This is a genomic window from Pseudomonas costantinii, assembly GCF_001870435.1.
GTDB classification, from domain to species: domain Bacteria; phylum Pseudomonadota; class Gammaproteobacteria; order Pseudomonadales; family Pseudomonadaceae; genus Aquipseudomonas; species Aquipseudomonas costantinii.
The window spans coordinates 49,569-67,118 of sequence record NZ_MDDR01000033.1 but is presented as its reverse complement, the minus strand read 5'-3'; the positions used below and the strand labels follow the sequence as shown (position 1 = coordinate 67,118).

Annotated in this window: 16 protein-coding genes; 4 read left to right on the top strand and 12 right to left on the bottom strand. The window is 59.7% G+C overall.

Going from position 1 to position 17,550, the window contains the following annotated elements:
- Positions 1-1,544: DUF6531 domain-containing protein (locus tag BFL40_RS15425; protein WP_256254418.1), on the bottom strand; the 1,544-nt coding region annotated here is incomplete at its 3' end.
- A gap of 252 nt (positions 1,545-1,796) precedes the next feature.
- The gene (locus BFL40_RS15420) at positions 1,797-2,411 is read right to left on the bottom strand and encodes a LysE family translocator (protein WP_071484812.1); all 615 of its coding nucleotides are present in this window, start codon (positions 2,409-2,411) and stop codon (positions 1,797-1,799) included.
- Between the two features lie 145 nt (positions 2,412-2,556).
- Here BFL40_RS15420 and BFL40_RS15415 point away from each other — a divergent pair, with 145 nt between their 5' ends.
- A complete protein-coding gene (locus tag BFL40_RS15415) occupies positions 2,557-3,642 on the top strand; it encodes a DUF1615 domain-containing protein (RefSeq protein WP_071484811.1) in 1,086 nt (361 codons plus the stop codon).
- On the opposite strand, the gene BFL40_RS15410 is transcribed toward BFL40_RS15415, so the two are convergent.
- A complete protein-coding gene (locus BFL40_RS15410) occupies positions 3,643-4,428 on the bottom strand; it encodes a DUF4349 domain-containing protein (RefSeq protein WP_071484810.1) in 786 nt (261 codons plus the stop codon).
- A 157-nt stretch (positions 4,429-4,585) separates the two neighbouring features.
- Here BFL40_RS15410 and BFL40_RS15405 point away from each other — a divergent pair, with 157 nt between their 5' ends.
- Positions 4,586-5,002 (top strand): PaaI family thioesterase, encoded by a 417-nt coding sequence (locus tag BFL40_RS15405; protein WP_071484809.1) that lies wholly within the window; start codon positions 4,586-4,588, stop codon positions 5,000-5,002.
- 61 nt (positions 5,003-5,063) lie between these two features.
- Here BFL40_RS15405 and BFL40_RS15400 read toward each other — a convergent pair whose 3' ends face one another.
- Genes BFL40_RS15400 through BFL40_RS15390 form a run of 3 tightly spaced genes read right to left on the bottom strand, consistent with a single transcriptional unit; the run spans position 5,064 to position 7,649 of the window.
- Positions 5,064-6,245: an acetyl-CoA C-acetyltransferase gene (locus BFL40_RS15400; protein WP_071484808.1), complete on the bottom strand. Its 1,182-nt coding sequence runs from the start codon at positions 6,243-6,245 to the stop codon at positions 5,064-5,066.
- A gap of 11 nt (positions 6,246-6,256) precedes the next feature.
- Positions 6,257-6,916, bottom strand: coding sequence for a CoA transferase subunit B (locus BFL40_RS15395; protein ID WP_071484807.1), 660 nt, complete (start codon positions 6,914-6,916; stop codon positions 6,257-6,259).
- A gap of 34 nt (positions 6,917-6,950) precedes the next feature.
- The gene (locus tag BFL40_RS15390) at positions 6,951-7,649 is read right to left on the bottom strand and encodes a CoA transferase subunit A (protein WP_071484806.1); all 699 of its coding nucleotides are present in this window, start codon (positions 7,647-7,649) and stop codon (positions 6,951-6,953) included.
- A gap of 133 nt (positions 7,650-7,782) precedes the next feature.
- On the opposite strand from BFL40_RS15390, the gene BFL40_RS15385 reads away from it, so the two are divergent.
- On the top strand, positions 7,783-8,688 hold the full coding sequence (locus BFL40_RS15385) for a LysR family transcriptional regulator (RefSeq protein WP_071484805.1): 906 nt from the start codon (positions 7,783-7,785) through the stop codon (positions 8,686-8,688).
- 72 nt (positions 8,689-8,760) lie between these two features.
- Here the strand turns inward: BFL40_RS15385 and BFL40_RS15380 are convergent, their stop codons facing one another.
- The 6 genes from BFL40_RS15380 to BFL40_RS15355 all read right to left on the bottom strand — a co-directional run bounded on the left by BFL40_RS15380 (position 8,761) and on the right by BFL40_RS15355 (position 16,463).
- Complete coding sequence (locus BFL40_RS15380) at positions 8,761-9,090, bottom strand: hypothetical protein (RefSeq protein WP_071484804.1); 330 nt, start codon at positions 9,088-9,090, stop codon at positions 8,761-8,763.
- Between the two features lie 531 nt (positions 9,091-9,621).
- A complete protein-coding gene (locus BFL40_RS15375) occupies positions 9,622-10,467 on the bottom strand; it encodes an NAD-dependent protein deacetylase (protein ID WP_071484803.1) in 846 nt (281 codons plus the stop codon).
- A gap of 8 nt (positions 10,468-10,475) precedes the next feature.
- Positions 10,476-10,916 carry a CBS domain-containing protein gene (locus BFL40_RS15370; protein ID WP_071484802.1) on the bottom strand — a complete coding sequence of 147 codons (441 nt, stop codon included), beginning with the start codon at positions 10,914-10,916 and terminating at the stop codon, positions 10,476-10,478.
- 130 nt (positions 10,917-11,046) lie between these two features.
- Positions 11,047-12,996: a DNA topoisomerase III gene (locus tag BFL40_RS15365; RefSeq protein WP_071484813.1), complete on the bottom strand. Its 1,950-nt coding sequence runs from the start codon at positions 12,994-12,996 to the stop codon at positions 11,047-11,049.
- Positions 12,997-13,128: 132 nt separating this feature from the next.
- Positions 13,129-14,751 (bottom strand): MFS transporter, encoded by a 1,623-nt coding sequence (locus tag BFL40_RS15360; RefSeq protein ID WP_071484801.1) that lies wholly within the window; start codon positions 14,749-14,751, stop codon positions 13,129-13,131.
- 65 nt (positions 14,752-14,816) lie between these two features.
- Positions 14,817-16,463, bottom strand: coding sequence for a GMC family oxidoreductase (locus BFL40_RS15355; RefSeq protein WP_071484800.1), 1,647 nt, complete (start codon positions 16,461-16,463; stop codon positions 14,817-14,819).
- Positions 16,464-16,592: 129 nt separating this feature from the next.
- Between BFL40_RS15355 and BFL40_RS15350 the strand changes: the two genes are divergently transcribed.
- On the top strand, positions 16,593-17,486 hold the full coding sequence (locus BFL40_RS15350) for a LysR family transcriptional regulator (RefSeq protein WP_071484799.1): 894 nt from the start codon (positions 16,593-16,595) through the stop codon (positions 17,484-17,486).
- Positions 17,487-17,550: the final 64 nt, after the last annotated feature.

The following is a 17,550-nucleotide window of genomic DNA, read 5'->3' as shown; positions in this document are numbered from 1 at the left end:
AACTCATCAGGCAATGAGCCCAAGTAAATCGCCGCTTCGGCCAAACTATTGGAAATCGCCGGACGAGAGGCAGTGGGCAACGGAAACTCAGTAATGCGATTTTCGTGGTCTGTCCACACCACCGAATCACCCGTCACCACCAGCCGCTGCGCCAGCGAATGACTCCAGCCAAACCCCAACCCGCAATCCACTTCCACTGCACTGGTGCGATACAACCGCGTCCACTCAAACGGCAAAATCCCGTCCAGCGCACCATCGGTCAGGGTCAGTAATTCCTCCCCGGTCACCATCGACACCGGGCAACCGTTGGTAACGGTCTTATCCGAAGGCGCCGCCGCATCCCCGTTCGGGTTCTTCCCCGACGCAGGCATATCATCGACATGTTCCTGCCTGACCAGTGCTGTCTGCCGCGTCTTGCTACGAACCAGCGGCACCGGGTTCGACACCACCTGATCCCCAGCCTTCAACTGCGCACTCGGCACCGTTTTGATCGACGTCACCGGCCCACCCAGCAATATCGGTTTAGCCACCTCAGCATGTTCATCCACGCGAGATTTCCCGAACTGCTGGGCTATGTGTTCCAACCACTCGCGGGCACGGCGAGACTTGATGCCACTCAGCACTTTTGTGCTCATGCGCACCACCACGCCCATCCCTGCGGTGGCGAATCCCAGCAACAGGTTGATCAGCACCTCGACGCTGATCTCCCCCAACAACTCGTTCATATACGGAGGCGGTAACATCCGCATCCAACTGACCAATGCCGACAAATAGATAAACAACAGAGGCTCATCGCTAAGCACCAGCAAGCCTTTTGCGAGGGTGTCGGCGCTTAGTGACAGCAGTTTTTCAAGCTCGGCCTGTGACAGGTAATGCAGCAGCTTTTCGGCATGGATCAGTGGGTGGGCAATCCACTGAAAGAGCTGCTTGATGTTGTCCCATAGTGAGTACAGTGCCTCGCCAAACCCGCGAGCATAGGCTTGGTGCAACGAGAGGTAGCGCTTGAGGACGTTCGCTTCGGAGTAGTTCGTCCACAGCGGTTCGAAGGTGGTCGCCCACTCACTGCGCAACCAACCCTCCAGCGGTGCGATGACCGATTGATAGGAGGCATACAGCGCCTTGAAATGCGCCTTGGAAACGTTGGGATAGAAATTGATCCGGTACTGCTGGTTGCGATCGCACTCGGTGACTTCGAGGATGCCGCTCGGGCCGATGGTTTTGTAGATGGGCTCGCCCAGCGGTCCACCCGCAGGATCAACGCGTTGTAGCACTACCGGTGTATTGCCGATGGGCACGAACTTCGCGCTCTGGAACATGTGCACCAGGGTCAACGTGCCGTTGGCCTTGCAGGTGGCGACGGTGCTGCTGGGCAGGATTGAACGGTCGATCGGCGCCACGAGCGCCACTTCATCCCCGACCTTGAACACTTGCTCGATATCAAGCGCCGAAAAGCTGAAAAAGCTTTCCGCCCAGACGTCGTAGCTATTGAGGCAGCGCTTGAAATCGTTGATGACGGATTCGACGTCGCGGGTCTTCGAATCCATGGCCGCCAGTACCAAAAGGCCAATGGTTTGGCTGGTAGCGGCGATCAAGAGACAGCCCCAACAATCAGGGCACTAACGAAAATAACCATCTGCAATCCCTCGCACTGTGTGATCAGGCGAAGGACTTTGCAGAGGTTTGTAAGCAAAAGAAGTCGGCGCTATTCGTCAGCAGGAGTAGGACGCTTCAGCAGTTCTCGTCCTCTCCTACTTCATTACGGCATTGCGGATAACGCTCTCTGGTCACAGCATTTTTCAGCGCTGCGCAAACGCCAGGTTCAATCCCAGCCCTGCGAAGGTCACCGCAAAACTGCGGCGCAGCCAGTTCTGTACCCGTGGTGATTCGATCACCGCGCGACGAAACACATTGGCCAGCAGGCCATACACCAGGAAGACTGCAAACGTCATGGCCATGAAAACGCTGCTCAGCACCAGCATTTGCGTGGTGGGTGCCGTGCTGCCTGGTGTGACGAATTGGGGCAGGAAAGCCAGGAAGAAAATGGTCAGCTTCGGGTTGAGAATATTCAGCAAGAGGCCGCGCAATATCAGACTGCGTGCACTTGAGACCGCAGGCGTGTCACTTACGGCGAAGGCCGAGCGATCGCGCCAGGTGGCGTATGCCACATACAAAAGGTAGGCAACGCCTGCGTACTTCAATATTTCGAACGCCAATGCGCTGGTGTGCAGCAGGGCAGATAACCCGAGCGTCGAGGCCAGCAAGTGAGGAATGATCCCGGCGGTACAACCCAGCGCTGCAAACACACTGGCACGCTTGCCGGCCGTGAGGCCTGTGGATACGGTGAAGATCACGCCGGTGCCAGGGATCAGCACGACGATCAAGCAGGTGATGAGGAAGTTCATGCTGAGCATGGCATTCAAACTCCGTGTACGAATGGTCGGTGACAGATCCTGTCACGTTCGGTTGCGGCTTGCGAGTGCAGCAGGTCGGCGAACCCCGGTTAGACTAACGTGTCGATATCGCAATGCCCGGCCCGTTGCCATCCAAGGAAGCCCAATGTACTCAAGCCGCCTGATCCTGTGCCTCACGACTTTGCTGGTGCTGGCCGGTTGCTCCACCCCACGTGGGCCGCAACAGCCTGCACGTGGCGAGACCGAGGTGAAAGCGCAGATCGTGCGCCTGTTACCTGCGACGGTGCCGGACCGCAGCGGTTGGGCCCAGGACATCTACACCGCCTTGGATACCCAGAAAATCTACCCCAGTACCGAAAACATCTGCGCCGTACTGGCGGTGACCGAGCAAGAGTCCACCTATCAGGTCGATCCACCCGTGCCGAACATGGGCAAGATCGCCCAGGATGAAATCCTGCGGCGCGCTGCCAAGGTGTATGTGCCTGCGGTGGTGGTGCGTACCACGCTGCAATTGCGCTCGCCCACCGGCAAGTCCTACGCCGATCGCTTGAGTGCCGCGCGCACGGAGAAGGACCTGAGCGGGATCTTCGACGATTTCATCAGCATGGTGCCTCTGGGCAATACGCTGTTTGGTGGTTTTAACCCGGTACACACCGCAGGCCCCATGCAGGTCAGCATCGACTTTGCGCAACAACATGCGCGGGGTTATCCCTACACGGTGGACGGCACGATTCGCCGCGAAGTCTTCACGCGTCGTGGCGGTATGTATTTTGGTATCACCCATCTGCTCGGTTACCCGGTGAGCTACGACCAGCCGCTGTACCGCTTTGCCGACTTCAATGCCGGTTGGTACGCGAGCCGCAACGCCGCGTTCCAGGCCGCTGTCAGTCGAGTCACCGGTACCGAGCTGGCGCTGGATGGGGATTTGATTCGCTACGGCTCACTGCTGCCGGGCACCACCGAATTGGCGGTGCGTTCCCTGGGCGCGAAGCTGGACATGCGTAACCCCAGCATCCGCAGCCAACTGGAGCAGGGCGAGCAACTCGACTTTGAGCAGACCACCCTCTACAAACGCGTGTTTGCCCTGGCCGACAAGGCTGCCGGCAAACCGATTCCACGGGCGATTTTGCCGGGCATCCTACTCAAGAGCCCTAAAATTACCCGCAACCTTACCACTGCGTGGTTCGCGAAGCGGGTGGATGAGCGATATCAGCGCTGTATGAAGCGCTGATTAAGTACGGCGCTTGACGAACCGGCGCCACAGCCACACCCACAGCCACACCACCGGGAACGCCAGGATCACAAACGGCAACACATAGCTGGCGCGTTCCAGGGCATCTGCCGTTCCGTTCACCAGATTGTCGCCCAGGTTGCTGAACATCCGGCTGAACCGTGACTGTTGGTTCGCGCCGTCGAAGGAGCGGAAATTCAGGGTGACGCGGTTGGTATCGAGGCGACGTTGCTGGCCGGCGGCGACTTGGGCCAGTTCCTGCAACTCGTTTTCTATGGTCGCTTGTTCCTTGCTCAAGGCGATCAGGTCACTGACGGTGATGTCCTTGCGCTTGGCCAATTCATCGAGGCGTTGCTGCTGGGCTTGCAGACGGTCCTGGCGGCGACGCACGTCGGCGACGGCATCGGCCAGGTCTTCGGCGGTGGTGATGCGCTGGCCGAGCTTTCCACCCTCGGCGGCCATGGCGACCATAGGCTCCACCCCGGTGGGGGCGATGCGCAGGATGATCTCGCCCCCGTTGTCGTTTTCGGTGATACCCAGAATATTGCAGGCGCCAAAGCGTGCCGATTCGCAGGCCTCGCGGGTGGCTTGCATACGCGGCGCGAGCAGGGCGCCGGGCAGGGCCAGGGTTAACTCATGCTCATAGGCCAGCTGTGCACCGGCCCGGCCTTGTTCGCCGTTGATCACCGTGGCGCGGGAGTGGTCCTTGGGTGAGCAGCCGATCAGGGCCAGGCTGGCCAGCAAGATCATAAAAAACGGGCGAGGTTTGCCGTCCAGATGGCGCATAGCAGTTCCTTGAGGTGTGCAGGAGAAATTGACGGCGATTAAAACGGGTCTGGCGGATTAACGCAAAGCATCGTGGGGGATTTGCATGGCTGATGGTGATGGTCGCCGGGCGGGCCCCGGAGTACACCTTAATCCTCACTCCAAGGAAGAACTCGCCATGATCGCCCACGCCGTGCCTGAAGGTTTTGTCTCGTTGCCCCGCAGCAGTCCACTTCTCGACTTGCTAGGGCCCGCCTATTGCCGTGGTGAAGGCTTGCAACTGGAAATAGGCCTGCGTGCCGATAACCGTCATGCCAATGGACGCGGCACGGTACATGGCGGGGTGTTGGCAACCCTGGCGGATATCGGCATGGGTTATGCGATGGCATTTTCCAGCGAGCCACCGTTGCCATTGATTACGGCGAGCATGACATTGGACTACTTGGGGGCGGTGCAAGTGGGGGAGTGGATTGTGGTGCGCTTGGAACATCACAAGCGTGGTCGGCAGATGGCATTTGCCACGGTGAGCTTGCAGGTGGGGGAGAAGGTAGTGGCGCGAGCGAATGCGGTGTTTGCGGTGCCGCAACCTCATTGAGGTGGGCAAAGAAAAGGCCCGGTTTTCGTGGAACCGGGCCTTGTCCATGTTGCTCTTTGAATCAGCTGCGTTCGAGGGCGAGGGCAACACCCTGGCCGCCACCGATGCACAGGGTCGCCAGGCCTTTTTTGGCATCGCGCTTGATCATTTCATGCAGCAGGGTCACCAGTACGCGGCAGCCTGAGGCGCCGATCGGGTGGCCAATGGCGATGGCACCGCCATTGACGTTGACTTTGTCGGCGTCCCATTCCAGCTCTTTGCCCACCGCCAGAGATTGTGCAGCGAAGGCTTCGTTGGCTTCGATCAGGTCCAGGTCGCCCAAGCTCCAGCCAGCTTTGTCCAGGCAGCGGCGGGTGGCCGAGACCGGGCCGATGCCCATGATGGCGGGGTCAACACCGGCATTGGCGTAGCTGGCGATGCGCGCCAAAACCGGCAGGCCGAGGGCCTTGGCCTTGTCGGCACTCATCAGCAGCACAGCGGCGGCGCCGTCGTTGAGGCTGGAGGCGTTGCCAGCAGTGACGCTGCCGTCTTTCTTAAAGGCCGGCTTGAGTTTGGCCAGGGATTGGGCAGTAGTGCCGGCGCGGGGCTGTTCATCCACGGCGAAGGCCAGCGGGTCGCCTTTGCGCTGGGGAATCAGGATCGGCGTGATCTCATCGACAAAACGCCCTGCCTCGATAGCGGCGGCCGCTTTTTGTTGCGAGGCGGCAGCAAACGCATCCTGGGCTTCACGGCTGATGCCGTACTTGTCCACCAGGTTCTCGGCGGTGATGCCCATGTGGTAGTCGTTGAACGCATCCCACAGGCCGTCGGTGATCATGCTGTCAATCATCTTGGCGTGGCCCATGCGCAGACCGGTGCGCGCGGCAGGCAACACGTAGGGGGCCAGGCTCATGTTCTCCATGCCGCCGGCGATGATTACGTCAGCGTCACCGCAGCGGATGGCTTGGGCGCCCAGATGCAGGGCCTTGAGGCCCGAGCCGCAGACCTTGTTTAGGGTCAGGGCTGGCACGGCGTGGGGCAGGCCGGCGAGGATCGACGCTTGGCGCGCAGGGTTCTGGCCTGAGCCTGCGGTGAGTACCTGGCCCAGGATGACTTCATCCACTTGGGCCGGGTCCAGGCCGGTCTGCTCCAACAGGCGACGGATCACGGCCGCGCCCAGTTCCGGTGCCGGGATGCTGGCCAGCGAACCTTGAAAGCTGCCCACGGCGGTGCGGGTGGCAGCAACAATCACGACGTCTTGCATGGAATCTGTCCTCACTGGAAGTGCATTTCTGGAACGTGGTCCGGGACGATCAGTTTACCGGCGGTCTTGCTCACAATCTCTTCAACGCTGACGCCAGGTGCGCGTTCCTTGAGGACAAAAGCGCCATCTTTGATTTCCAGGTAGGCCAGGTCCGTCAGTACCCGCTTGATGCAGTTGGCGCCAGTCAACGGCAGGCTGCATTGGCTGAGCAACTTGGACTCACCGTCCTTTGATGCGTGGGTCATGATCACGATGATGTTTTCTGCGCCGGCCACCAGATCCATGGCGCCGCCCATGCCCTTGACCAATTTGCCGGGGATCATCCACGAAGCGATGTTGCCTTGTACGTCCACCTCAAATGCGCCAAGCACGGTGAGGTCGACGTGGCCACCACGAATCATCGCGAAGGACTCGGCGGAGGAGAAGATCGAGGCGCCGATGCGTGCGGTCACGGTCTGCTTGCCGGCGTTGATCATGTCGGCATCGATGGTTTCTTCGGTAGGAAACGGACCCATGCCGAGCAGGCCGTTTTCCGATTGCAGCATCACTTCCATGCCTTCGGGGATGTAGTTGGCCACCAGGGTCGGAATGCCGATACCGAGGTTGACGTAGAAACCGTCCTGCATTTCGCGGGCGACGCGTTGAGCCATTTGTTCGCGGGTAAGAGCCATTTTATGTGTCCTTATTGTTCGGGCTGGAGGCGGATTATTTGCGGACGGTGCGCTGTTCGATGCGCTTCTCGAAGGTGCCGCAGATGATCCGGTCGACGTAGATGCCAGGGGTGTGGATCTGCGCCGGGTCCAGCTCGCCCGGTTCGACGATTTCTTCAACTTCGACCACGGTGATTTTGCCTGCGGTGGCGGCCAGCGGGTTGAAGTTCTGGGCGGTGTGGCGATAGATGACGTTGCCGAAGTGGTCGGCTTTCCAGCCTTTGACGATCGCGAAGTCGCCGGTGATGGATTCTTCCATCAGGTACGGGCGACCTTTGAATTCGCGGGTTTCCTTGCCCTCGGCGACCGGGGTACCAACGCCGGTCGCGGTGAAGAAGGCCGGGATGCCAGCTCCGCCTGCGCGCATTTTTTCCGCCAGGGTGCCTTGAGGGGTCAGGACGACTTCGATTTCGCCGCTGAGCAGTTGCTTCTCGAACAGGGCGTTTTCACCGACGTAGGACGCGATCACTTTGCGGATCTGCTTTTCTTCCAGCAGCACGCCGAGGCCGAAACCGTCGACGCCGCAGTTGTTGGATACCACCGTCAGGTCGCGGGTGCCTTTGCGCTTGATCTCGGCGATGAGGTTTTCCGGAATGCCGCACAGGCCAAAACCACCGGAGAGTACGGTCATGCCGTCTTCCAGGCCTGCCAGTGCTTCTTCATAGGACGCCACGCGTTTATCGAAACCTGCCATATGCACCTCTTTTATTGTTTGTGGGCCAGCCAATGACTTGAGTGTTGCGCCGACGGATTGATTTGTTAAGTTGTTTTTTAAGGTTGATTGATTTAGAAAACAGCATAGTCGCCTGGCCGTTTGGAGTAGCGTCATGACAGTTAAACAGATGAGGGCCTTTCTCGCCGTGGCCCAGAGCCTGAGTTTTGCCGCCGCTTGTGAGCGCCTGCACCTTTCCCAGTCTGCGTTGAGTCTCACCATCAAGGGTCTGGAAGAAGGCTTGGGCGGGCGCCTGTTCAGCCGTAATACACGTAATGTCGCGCTGACGCCCGAAGGCGAATCCTTGCTGCCCCTGGCGCGTCGGCTGATTGCCGATTGGGACAACGCCGAAGATGAGCTGCGCCAGCGCTTCACGCTGCAGCGTGGGCGAGTGACAGTGGCCGCGATGCCGTCGTTTGCGGGAAACCTGTTGCCGCCGATCTTGAAGATATTCCGCGAACGTTACCCCCAAGTGAACGTGACGGTGCATGACCTGATCAACGAGCAGGTGCTGGAGATGGTCCGTGACCGCCAGGTGGAGCTGGGTGTGGCGTTCGAGCCGCCTGAAGGTTCGTCATTGGCGTTCACCCCGTTGTACCTGGATCGGTTTATAGCCGTGGTGCCCGGTGATTCGCCTTTGGCGCAACGCATCGAGATCGATTGGGAAACCCTGTTAGGGCAACCGTTCATTACCCTGCAGCGGCCTTCCACGGTACGAGTGATGCTGGAGGAGCATTTGGGCGCCATGCAAATGAAGTTACCGGTGGCCTTGGAAAGCCATCAGTTGGCGACGGTGGGCAAGATGGTTGCCAATGGTTTGGGCGTCAGCGCCGTACCCGCATTGTGTGCGCGACAGATGATAGAGGCGGGCGCCCATTGCATCACCCTGAGTGATCCGGTGATCGAACGGCCGATAGGTGTGCTGACCAAGCCCGGGCATGAACTGTCGGCGGCGGCGCAGGTGTTATTTGATATTTTTCGCGATGAAGCGAGTAAGGGACGGTTTCCCGCGTTGTTATAAGGTTAATCAGGATTAGATATTAAAAAGCCCGTTCGAATAAACGAACGGGCTTAAATGTTTAATGTTGTGTGATCAGCAGTATCTATCAATCACTTTAACGTGCGATTGGCCGCGCAGGTTCTGCCATTCGGTATTCAGTGTATGAAAGACCTGCTCAATGAAGTTGCGATCAGCCGCGGCCTTCTTGCCGACATAACCCTGCCCACGGCGGTACACCTTAAGGCGCGCTGCCAGCTCACGGTTGTTGCGGTCAAATTCGGCTTCTTCGGTATTGGGCGCCAGGCAGTCAAGTTGCACTTCGCCCGATTTGCCAATCCACAGGATATGGTCGTCGAGTGTGTCTTTCTGCGCTGCGAACATCTCAGCCAATTCATCGATAGTTGGTTGGTTGTTCAGATTCATGTGTAAGCCCCTTGACCAGTTGGCGATCTATCAGTTGATTCGTTAAAACTGCTTAGTTGTCTCCGGTTCTGAAAACCGGGCGTCAGTGACGGTCTGCCGAATACGGGCAGGGTCTTGAACCTGATGCATGTAGTCTTGCTGATGAACTGCTACGCAATGGTTTCATAACGAAGACAAGCAGCGTTTGAGCTCCTTGTACCAATCCTTTCGGGCCGGTCAGCTTCATCAATCTGCCTTGTGGGCAGTGCACATCCGGAAAAAACAGCTCGGCGGTCAGACGAGCTCTTTCAAAACGCTTGTTACCAACGCTCCCGATCCGGGAGACGTCTCGATAATGCAAGGACAAAAAGGTTACGTCAACGGTTATGTAGTGATTTTTTTTGATCACTACATAAATCGTCGTGGGGACGGGAGAATGCAGAAAAACGTGACTTGGGCGTCATTTTTTGGAAATGCTAGTCGAGATGAAAAGTGCATTTGTGGCAAGCCCGCTCGCCACAATCGGTCTGCATTCCAGTGGTGAATTCAGCGTTATCCCAAGCGCTCGACTAGCAGGGGCAACAACTGCTCGCACGACGCCTCGATTTTCACCTGCAATAGCTCATCCCCCCGGGTCTTGCCCAGGTTGATGGCAATCACCGGCTTGCCTTGCTCGACCATCGCCTTGCACAGGCGAAACGCCGAATAGGCCATCAGCGATGAACCCACTACCAGCAGCCCTTCGGCCTGTTCCACCGCAGCCATCGCCTTGGCCGCTGTTGCCTGGGCAACGTTCTCGCCGAAAAACACCACATCGGGTTTCAGCCGTTGGCCGTTGCAATGGGGGCAGTGGGGGGTATGGAAGCGTTCTTCAAAGGCAGGGTCGAGCAAGGTGTCACCGTCGGGTGCTTGCACAGCATCGACACCTGCCAGGTAGGGGTTCTCATCTTCCATCACGCGTTGAATCAGATCGCGCTCGCTACGCTGCTGACAATCCAGACACAGCACTCGATGCAAGCTGCCATGCAGCTCGATCACATCATGGCTACCGGCCTGATCATGCAGGGTGTCGACGTTTTGCGTGATCAGCCCGCTGATGCGCTGGCGTTGTTGCAATGTCGCCAGCGCGATATGGGCCTTGTTCGGCTGCGCAATGCGCACCCGTGGCCAACCCAGCATCGCCCGTGCCCAATAACGGCGCCGCGCTTGCGGGGTGGCCAGGAACTCCTGGAACATCATCGGCGCCTTGCCTCGGCGTACGCCTTCGCTGTCGCGATAATCGGGAATCCCCGACGACGTGCTGATCCCCGCACCGGTCAACACCAGAAAGCGCCGTTCAGCCATGGCGTGGTGCAGGGTGTCGAGGTGGTCCTCTTGATGTTCCAGCGTGCTCGGCATGGGTTCCCCTATTCGCCGCGTATGTACTGCTCCAACTGTTTAATCAGGTCAGCCTGCTCGGCAATGGCCTCTTTCACAAGGTCGCCGATGGACAGCAGGCCGATCAGCTTGCCACCTTCAACCACGGGGAGGTGGCGCAGGTGACCATCCGTCATGATGTTCATGCACTTTTCGACACTCTGGTGGGTGTCGACGGTAATGACCGGCGAACTCATGATTTCGCTTACGGCAGTGGTCGCTGAAGAGCGCCCCTTGAGGATCAGTTTGCGCGCATAGTCACGTTCGCTGATCACCCCCACCACCTTGCCATCATCCACGACCGGCAAGGCGCCGACGTTTTTGGCTGCCATCTGGATCAATGCCTCCATCACTGTCTGGTGCGACTTGATGGTGTGGACGTCCTGGTTTTTCTGGTCCTTGGCTTTGAGCACTTGTGCAACGGTTTTCATGGCGGCCACTCCGGTGTTGTTGTTAGGTAGTCAAGGTCTCCTACAGAATCCTAGACGGCCCACGACGGGGCAAGGTCCAAAGCGGCGTTAATCCCGTCGAAAAACGTCATTCGCCGGATTTTTTCGACGTTTATCCGGGATTTGTCGGTTTTTTGGCGCGCTTGGGGCTGGCGGCAGCCTTGCGCGGGGTGCTCTTGCGTTTGTTTTTCCACGGTGTGGCGCCTCGGCCTGCCGGGCTGGCGGGGCCAGTGATGGTCATGCGCATGCCGTTGCAGCGCGCCACTTGTTTGCTCATCCAGGCCGCTTGTTTGGCGACGAACTCTTCGAGGCTCATTTCGCCGCTTTGCACCATGTCCAGCGCCTGTTCCCAGATCGCGGTGGTGCCAGGGTCGGCGATGGCGCGGGGCACTGCGTCGATCAGACTGAACGCCGCCGGGGTGGCCGATAAGGCTTTACCGTTTTTCACCAGGTAACCACGGTCCAACAACCCCTGGATAATGCCGGCGCGGGTGGCTTCAGTACCGATGCCGGTGGTGTCCTTGAGCTTTTGCTTGAGCAGCGGATCTTGCACCAGCTTGGCGACGTTTTTCATCGCCTTGATCAGGTCGCCTTCGGTAAAGGGCTTGGGCGGTTGGGTCCACAGGTCCTTGAGGTTGACCTTGGCCACCGCGTAATCCTGGCCTTGCACTAACGTTGGCAAGGCCTGCGGTGCAGGCGCTTCACGGCCCTTGGCCGGTGCCAGCGCTTCGGGCAAGGCGCGTTTCCAGCCTGGCTCGATGACGACTTTGCCCACTGCACGCAAGGCTTGCCCGGCGCAGTCGAAATCCGCCTGGGTGCGATCGTATTCATGGTTGGGCAGGAACTGCGCCAGGTAACGCGCGCGAATAAGCGTATAGACCGCGCGATGCTTGCCGGTGAGTTGGCTGGCATCCTTGCCTGCACCCGTCGGAATGATGCCATGGTGCGCGCTGACCTTGGCATCGTTCCACGCCCGCGAACGGCGCTGTGGATCGATGTGCGGCATCAGTTCGTTGACCGCCGCATCCGCACGGCCCAGCGCGGCGAGAATCTTCGGCGCGTCACTGTGCTGGCTCAGGGGCAGGTAACCGCAATCGCTGCGCGGGTAGGTGATGGCTTTGTGGGTTTCGTAGAGTGACTGGGCGATATCCAGGGTTTCCTGGGCGCCCAGGCCGAGCTTCTTCGAGCAGATTTCCTGCAAGGTGCCGAGGTCAAAGGGCAGGGGCGCCACCTCGCGCATGCGCTCGGTACGCAGCTTCACCAGCCGCGCGGTGGCGGCGTTGTTCATGGCGTCGGCCGCGTCGCGAGCCAGTTGCGGGTTGAGGCAGCGGCCCTGGTCGTCACAGGCGTCATCAACGGCGCGCCATTGGGCAGTGAAGGTCATGCGCTCGTGGCGCAGGTCTACATCGATGGCCCAGTAAGCCACCGGCACAAAGTCGGCGATGCTGCGGTCGCGGTCTACCACCAGTCGCAAGGTTGGCGTTTGCACCCGGCCCACCGGCAATACGCCTTGATACCCGGATTGGCGCCCAAGCAGGGTAAATAAACGGCTCATGTTCATGCCGATTAACCAGTCGGCCCGGGAGCGGCCCAGGGCCGAGTGATACAGGCTGAACGTTTCGGCACCTGGTTTGAGCGCCGCCAAGGCCTTGCGAATAGAAGCGTCATCCAGCGCCGACAGCCACAAGCGTTGGATCGGCCCGCGATAACGGCAATGCTCCACCAGCTCACGGGCGATCATCTCGCCCTCACGGTCGGCGTCGGTGGCGATCACCAACTCCTGGGCCTCTCCCAGCAAACGCTTGACCGCCTTGTACTGGCTGGCGGTCTTGGGCTTGACCAACATCTTCCATTTTTCCGGAACGATCGGCAGGTCTGCCAGCACCCAGCGCTTGTATTTGGCGTCGTAGGCGTCGGGCGGGGCGGTTTCCAGCAGGTGGCCGATACACCAGGTGACTGTGACGCCATTACCCAGCCAGCAACCGTCGCCTCGGCGACTGGCGCCGAGCACGGCCGCAATATCCTTGGCCTGGGAGGGTTTTTCACAGAGGTACAGCCGCATGGTCATCACATTCGTTACGCAGTTGAATGGAGAGCAGGATGGGCAAAAGAAGGGATTTGATCAACCATTATCTGGATGGATATACAGCAATTTGTATGTGCCCCCACCTGGCAAAGGTGGGGGCACCGCTGATCAGTTGTTATCGATATCCACATGCCGTGTTTCTTTGAGGCAGAACAACCCGACAATCAGGCTCACTCCGGTCACCACCACCGGGTACCACAGGCCATAGAAAATATCGCCGGTGTACACCACCAAAGCGAACGACACGGTCGGCAGGAACCCGCCAAACCAGCCGTTACCGATGTGGTAGGGCAGGGACATCGAGGTGTAGCGGATGCGCGTCGGGAACAGCTCCACCATCAGCGCCGCCAGCGGGCCGTAGCACATGGCTGCGATCAGGATCAGCGCCACGATCAGCACCACCACCATCACTTTGTTGACCTGGGCCACGTCCGCCGAAGTCGGATAGCCCGCCAGGGTCACCGCGCCACGCAACGCCGCTTCATCAAAGCCATCGATACGCACGTCACCCACGCTCACCTGCACCGGGCTGCCCGCAGGGGCGGCGGCGCTGCTGTAGGGCAGGCCTTGTTTGACCAGGAAGGTCTTGACCTTGTCGCAGGGGCTGTCAAAACGCGCCTTGCCCACCGGGTCGAACTGGAAGGTGCAAGTGGCCGGGTCGGCCAGCACGGTGATTGGTGCCTGGTGGCTGGCCTGGTCCATCGCCGGGTTGGTGTAGTGCGCCAGGCTTTTGAAGATCGGGAAGTACAGGACGGTCGCTAGCAGCAGGCCAAGCATCAGCACGGGTTTGCGCCCGACCTTGTCCGACAGCCAGCCGAAAAACACGAAGAACGGCGCGCCAATCACCACGCTGATGATCAGCAGTACGTTGGCCAGGGCTGGGTCCATTTTCAGGAATTGGGTGAGGAAGAACAGCACATAGAACTGCGCCGCGTAGAAGGTCACTGCTTGCCCGCCGTTGATGCTGAACAGCGCAATCAGCACCACCTTGAGGTTCTCCCATTTACCAAAGGAGTCACGGATTGGCGATTTGCTGGCCTTGCCTTCCTCTTTCATTTTCAGGAAAGCCGGCGACTCATGCAGGCTCAGGCGAATCCAGGTGGAAATGCCCAGCAGCACAATCGAGAACAGAAACGGAATACGCCAGCCCCACACTTCGAACTGGTCACCGGTGAAGTAACGACAGGCCAGCACCACCAGCAACGACAGCAGCAGGCCAAGGGTCGCGGTGGATTGAATCCAGCTGGTGTGAAAACCGCGCTTGCCGGCCGGCGCGTGCTCGGCCACGTAGGTGGCCGCGCCGCCGTATTCACCGCCCAGCGCCAGGCCTTGCAGCATGCGCAGCACGATCAGGATGACCGGCGCCGCAATACCGATGCTGGCGTAGGTCGGCAACAGCCCGACACAGAACGTCGCCACACCCATCAGAATGATGGTCACCAGGAAGGTATATTTGCGCCCGATCATGTCCCCCAGGCGCCCAAACACCAGGGCGCCGAACGGCCGCACCACAAAGCCGGCGGCAAAGGCCATCAAGGCAAAGATAAACGCCGTGGTGTCGTTGACCCCGGCAAAGAACTGCTTGCTGATCACCGCCGCCAGGGCGCCGTAGAGGAAAAAGTCATACCACTCGAACACCGTCCCGAGGGACGAGGCGAAGATGACTTTCTTTGAGTCGTTACTGGTGCTCGCGTCTATCGCCGAGCCCAGGGGTTGAGCATGTTCTGACATCGGGTATCCCTCACAGTGATTATTTATTGTTGTTCCACTGTCGGCGCCGGGTACGGCGCCGCTATTCAGATTGCATGAACCAGTTCTTTCTCCGGGGCGAGGCTCCTTGTGTTCGGCGAAAGGATCAATTGCGCAGCTTTCTCCGCGATCATCAGCGTCGGTGAGCAGGTGTTGCCGGACGTGATGCGCGGCATGATTGAGGCATCGGCGATGCGCAGGCCGGGTACGCCATGTACACGCAGTTGCGCGTCGACTACGGCGTCTTTGTCATCGCCCATGCGGCAGGTGCCCACCGGATGGAAGATCGTCGTGCCGATGCGCGCGGCGGCTTCGTGCAGTTGCTCTTCTGTTTGCAGCGAATCGCCGGGCAGGTATTCCACCGGTTTGAACGGGTTCAAAGCCGGTGCGGCAACAATCCGTCGGGTCAGGCGGATCGCATCGGCGGCCACCCGCAAGTCTTCCGGATGGCTGAGGTAGTTGGGCCGGATCAGCGGTGCATCTGCCGGGTTGGCCGAGCGAATATCGATACGGCCGCGGCTTTGCGGGCGCAGGTCGCAGACCGATGCGGTAAACGCCGGGAACGCGTGCAACGGCTCGCCAAAACGCTCAAGGGAAAGGGGCTGCACATGGTATTCAAGGTTGGCCGAGGTCTGTTCCGGGCCGGAGCGGGCAAACGCCCCGAGCTGGCTGGGCGCCATCGAGAGCGGGCCACTGCGGTTATACAAATACTGCAGGCCCATGCCCATCTTGCCCCACACCGAGCCTGCGATCTGGTTCAGGGTGCGCGCGTTTTCCAGTTTGTAGATCAGCCGCAGTTGCAGGTGATCCTGCAGGTTACCGCCGACGCCTGGCAGCTCATGCACCACGTCGATGCCCAACGGCTTGAGCACGTTGGAGGGGCCGATCCCCGAACGTTGCAGGATGCCCGGCGAGCCCACGGAACCGGCGCACAGCACGATTTCCCGGCGTGCTTTCCAACTCACCTGTTGGCCGTTCTGACGCCCGAGCACGGCTGATGCGCGACCGTTTTCCAGCAGCACGCGGTCGACTTCGACTTCGGTCAGCACGGTGAGATTGGCCCGCTGGCGGATCGGCTTGAGAAACGCCTTGGCTGCATTCCAGCGCACCCCGGCCTTCTGGTTGACCTGGAAGTAGCCGCAGCCTTCGTTATCGCCCTGATTAAAGTCGTTGATCGGCGCGATGCCACTTTGCGCCGCCGCGTCACGAAAGGCGTCCAGGATTGACCAATGCAGGCGTTGCTGCTCAACGCGCCACTCGCCGCCGTCACTGTGAAATTCCGAACCACCGGCAAAATGGTTTTCGCTCTGCTTGAACAGTGGCAGCACATCTTTCCAGGCCCAGCCCGGGTTGCCTTGCGCCGCCCAGCCGTCGTAATCCTGGGCCTGGCCACGCATGTAGATCATGCCGTTGATGGACGAGCAGCCGCCCAGCACCTTGCCGCGTGGGTAACTCAGGGCGCGGCCTTGCAGACCTTCCTGGGCTTCGGTCTTGAAACACCAGTCGGTACGCGGGTTACCAATGCAGAAGAGGTAGCCGACGGGGATGTGGATCCAAGGGTAGTTGTCGCGACCACCGGCTTCGAGCAGCAGCACGCGGTGGGCAGGGTTGGCGGACAGTCGATTGGCCAGCAGGCAGCCTGCGGGGCCGGCGCCTACTACCACGTAATCGTATTCAGCAGCTGCAAGGGGCATCTGAGGTCTCGCTTGTTTTTCTTATTGGTTCCATCCTAGTTGTTAGTTTTCGTCTTAAAAATGTTAGTTTTTACCCAGCTGCTGTGCGTTTTTAAACAGCGCGGCCCAGGCTCACGCAACGGAGGCGACATGTTCGACTGGAATGACCTGCGGTTTTTTCTCGAGTTGCAGCGCAGCGGCCGTCTGCTCACCGCCGCGCAACGTCTCAAAACCACCCACGCCACGGTCGCCCGGCACATCGAGGCCATCGAGAAAAGCCTCGGCACCGCGTTGTTTGTGCAGCATGCCCAAGGCTACGAACTGACCCCCTCCGGCGAAGCGCTGCTCAAACACGCCGAAGCCATGGAAAACGTCGCGCTGCTGGCCGAAGACGAACTGACCCATTCCGCCGCGCCCCTGGGCAAGATTCGCCTCGGTGTGGCCGAAGGTTTAGGCGTGATGTTCCTCGCCAGCCGCATGGGTGGGCTGTTCGAGCGTTATCCGGGATTGGAAGTGGAACTGGTGGCTGTGCCGCGTTTTGTGAGCATCCTCAACCGCGAAGCGGAAATCAGCATCCACCTCGAACGGCCCAGCGTCGACCAACTGGTTACGCGCAAACTCACCGACTATCGCCTGGCGCTCTACGCCAGTCGCGCCTACCTCGAGCGCAATCCGCCCATTGAGAAACGCGAAGACCTCGCGGCCCATGCGTGGATCGATTACGTGGATGACCTGCTGTTCAGCCAGGAACTGAAGTTCCTCAGTAGCTTTTGCCGTAATCCCAGGGTGGTGTTCCACAGCACCAGTGTGATTGCCCAGCACCAGGCGGCGCGTTCGGGGTTGGGGATCGCGGTGTTGCCGTGTTTCATGGCGGCGGGCGATCCGGACTTGGTGCCGTTGCTGCCGGGGGAGGGGATTCAGCGCAGTTATTGGATCAGCTCGCGAAGGGAGTTGCACAAGTCGGTGCGGCTGCGGGTGTTATGGGATTACGTGGTGGAGTTGTGCGCGCGGGAGCAGAGTTTGCTGCTAGGCGGACCCAACTGAAGAACCCGGATCAAACTGTGGGGCTTGCCTGCTCCCACAGTTTGACTGTGCTGCATCAGGACGG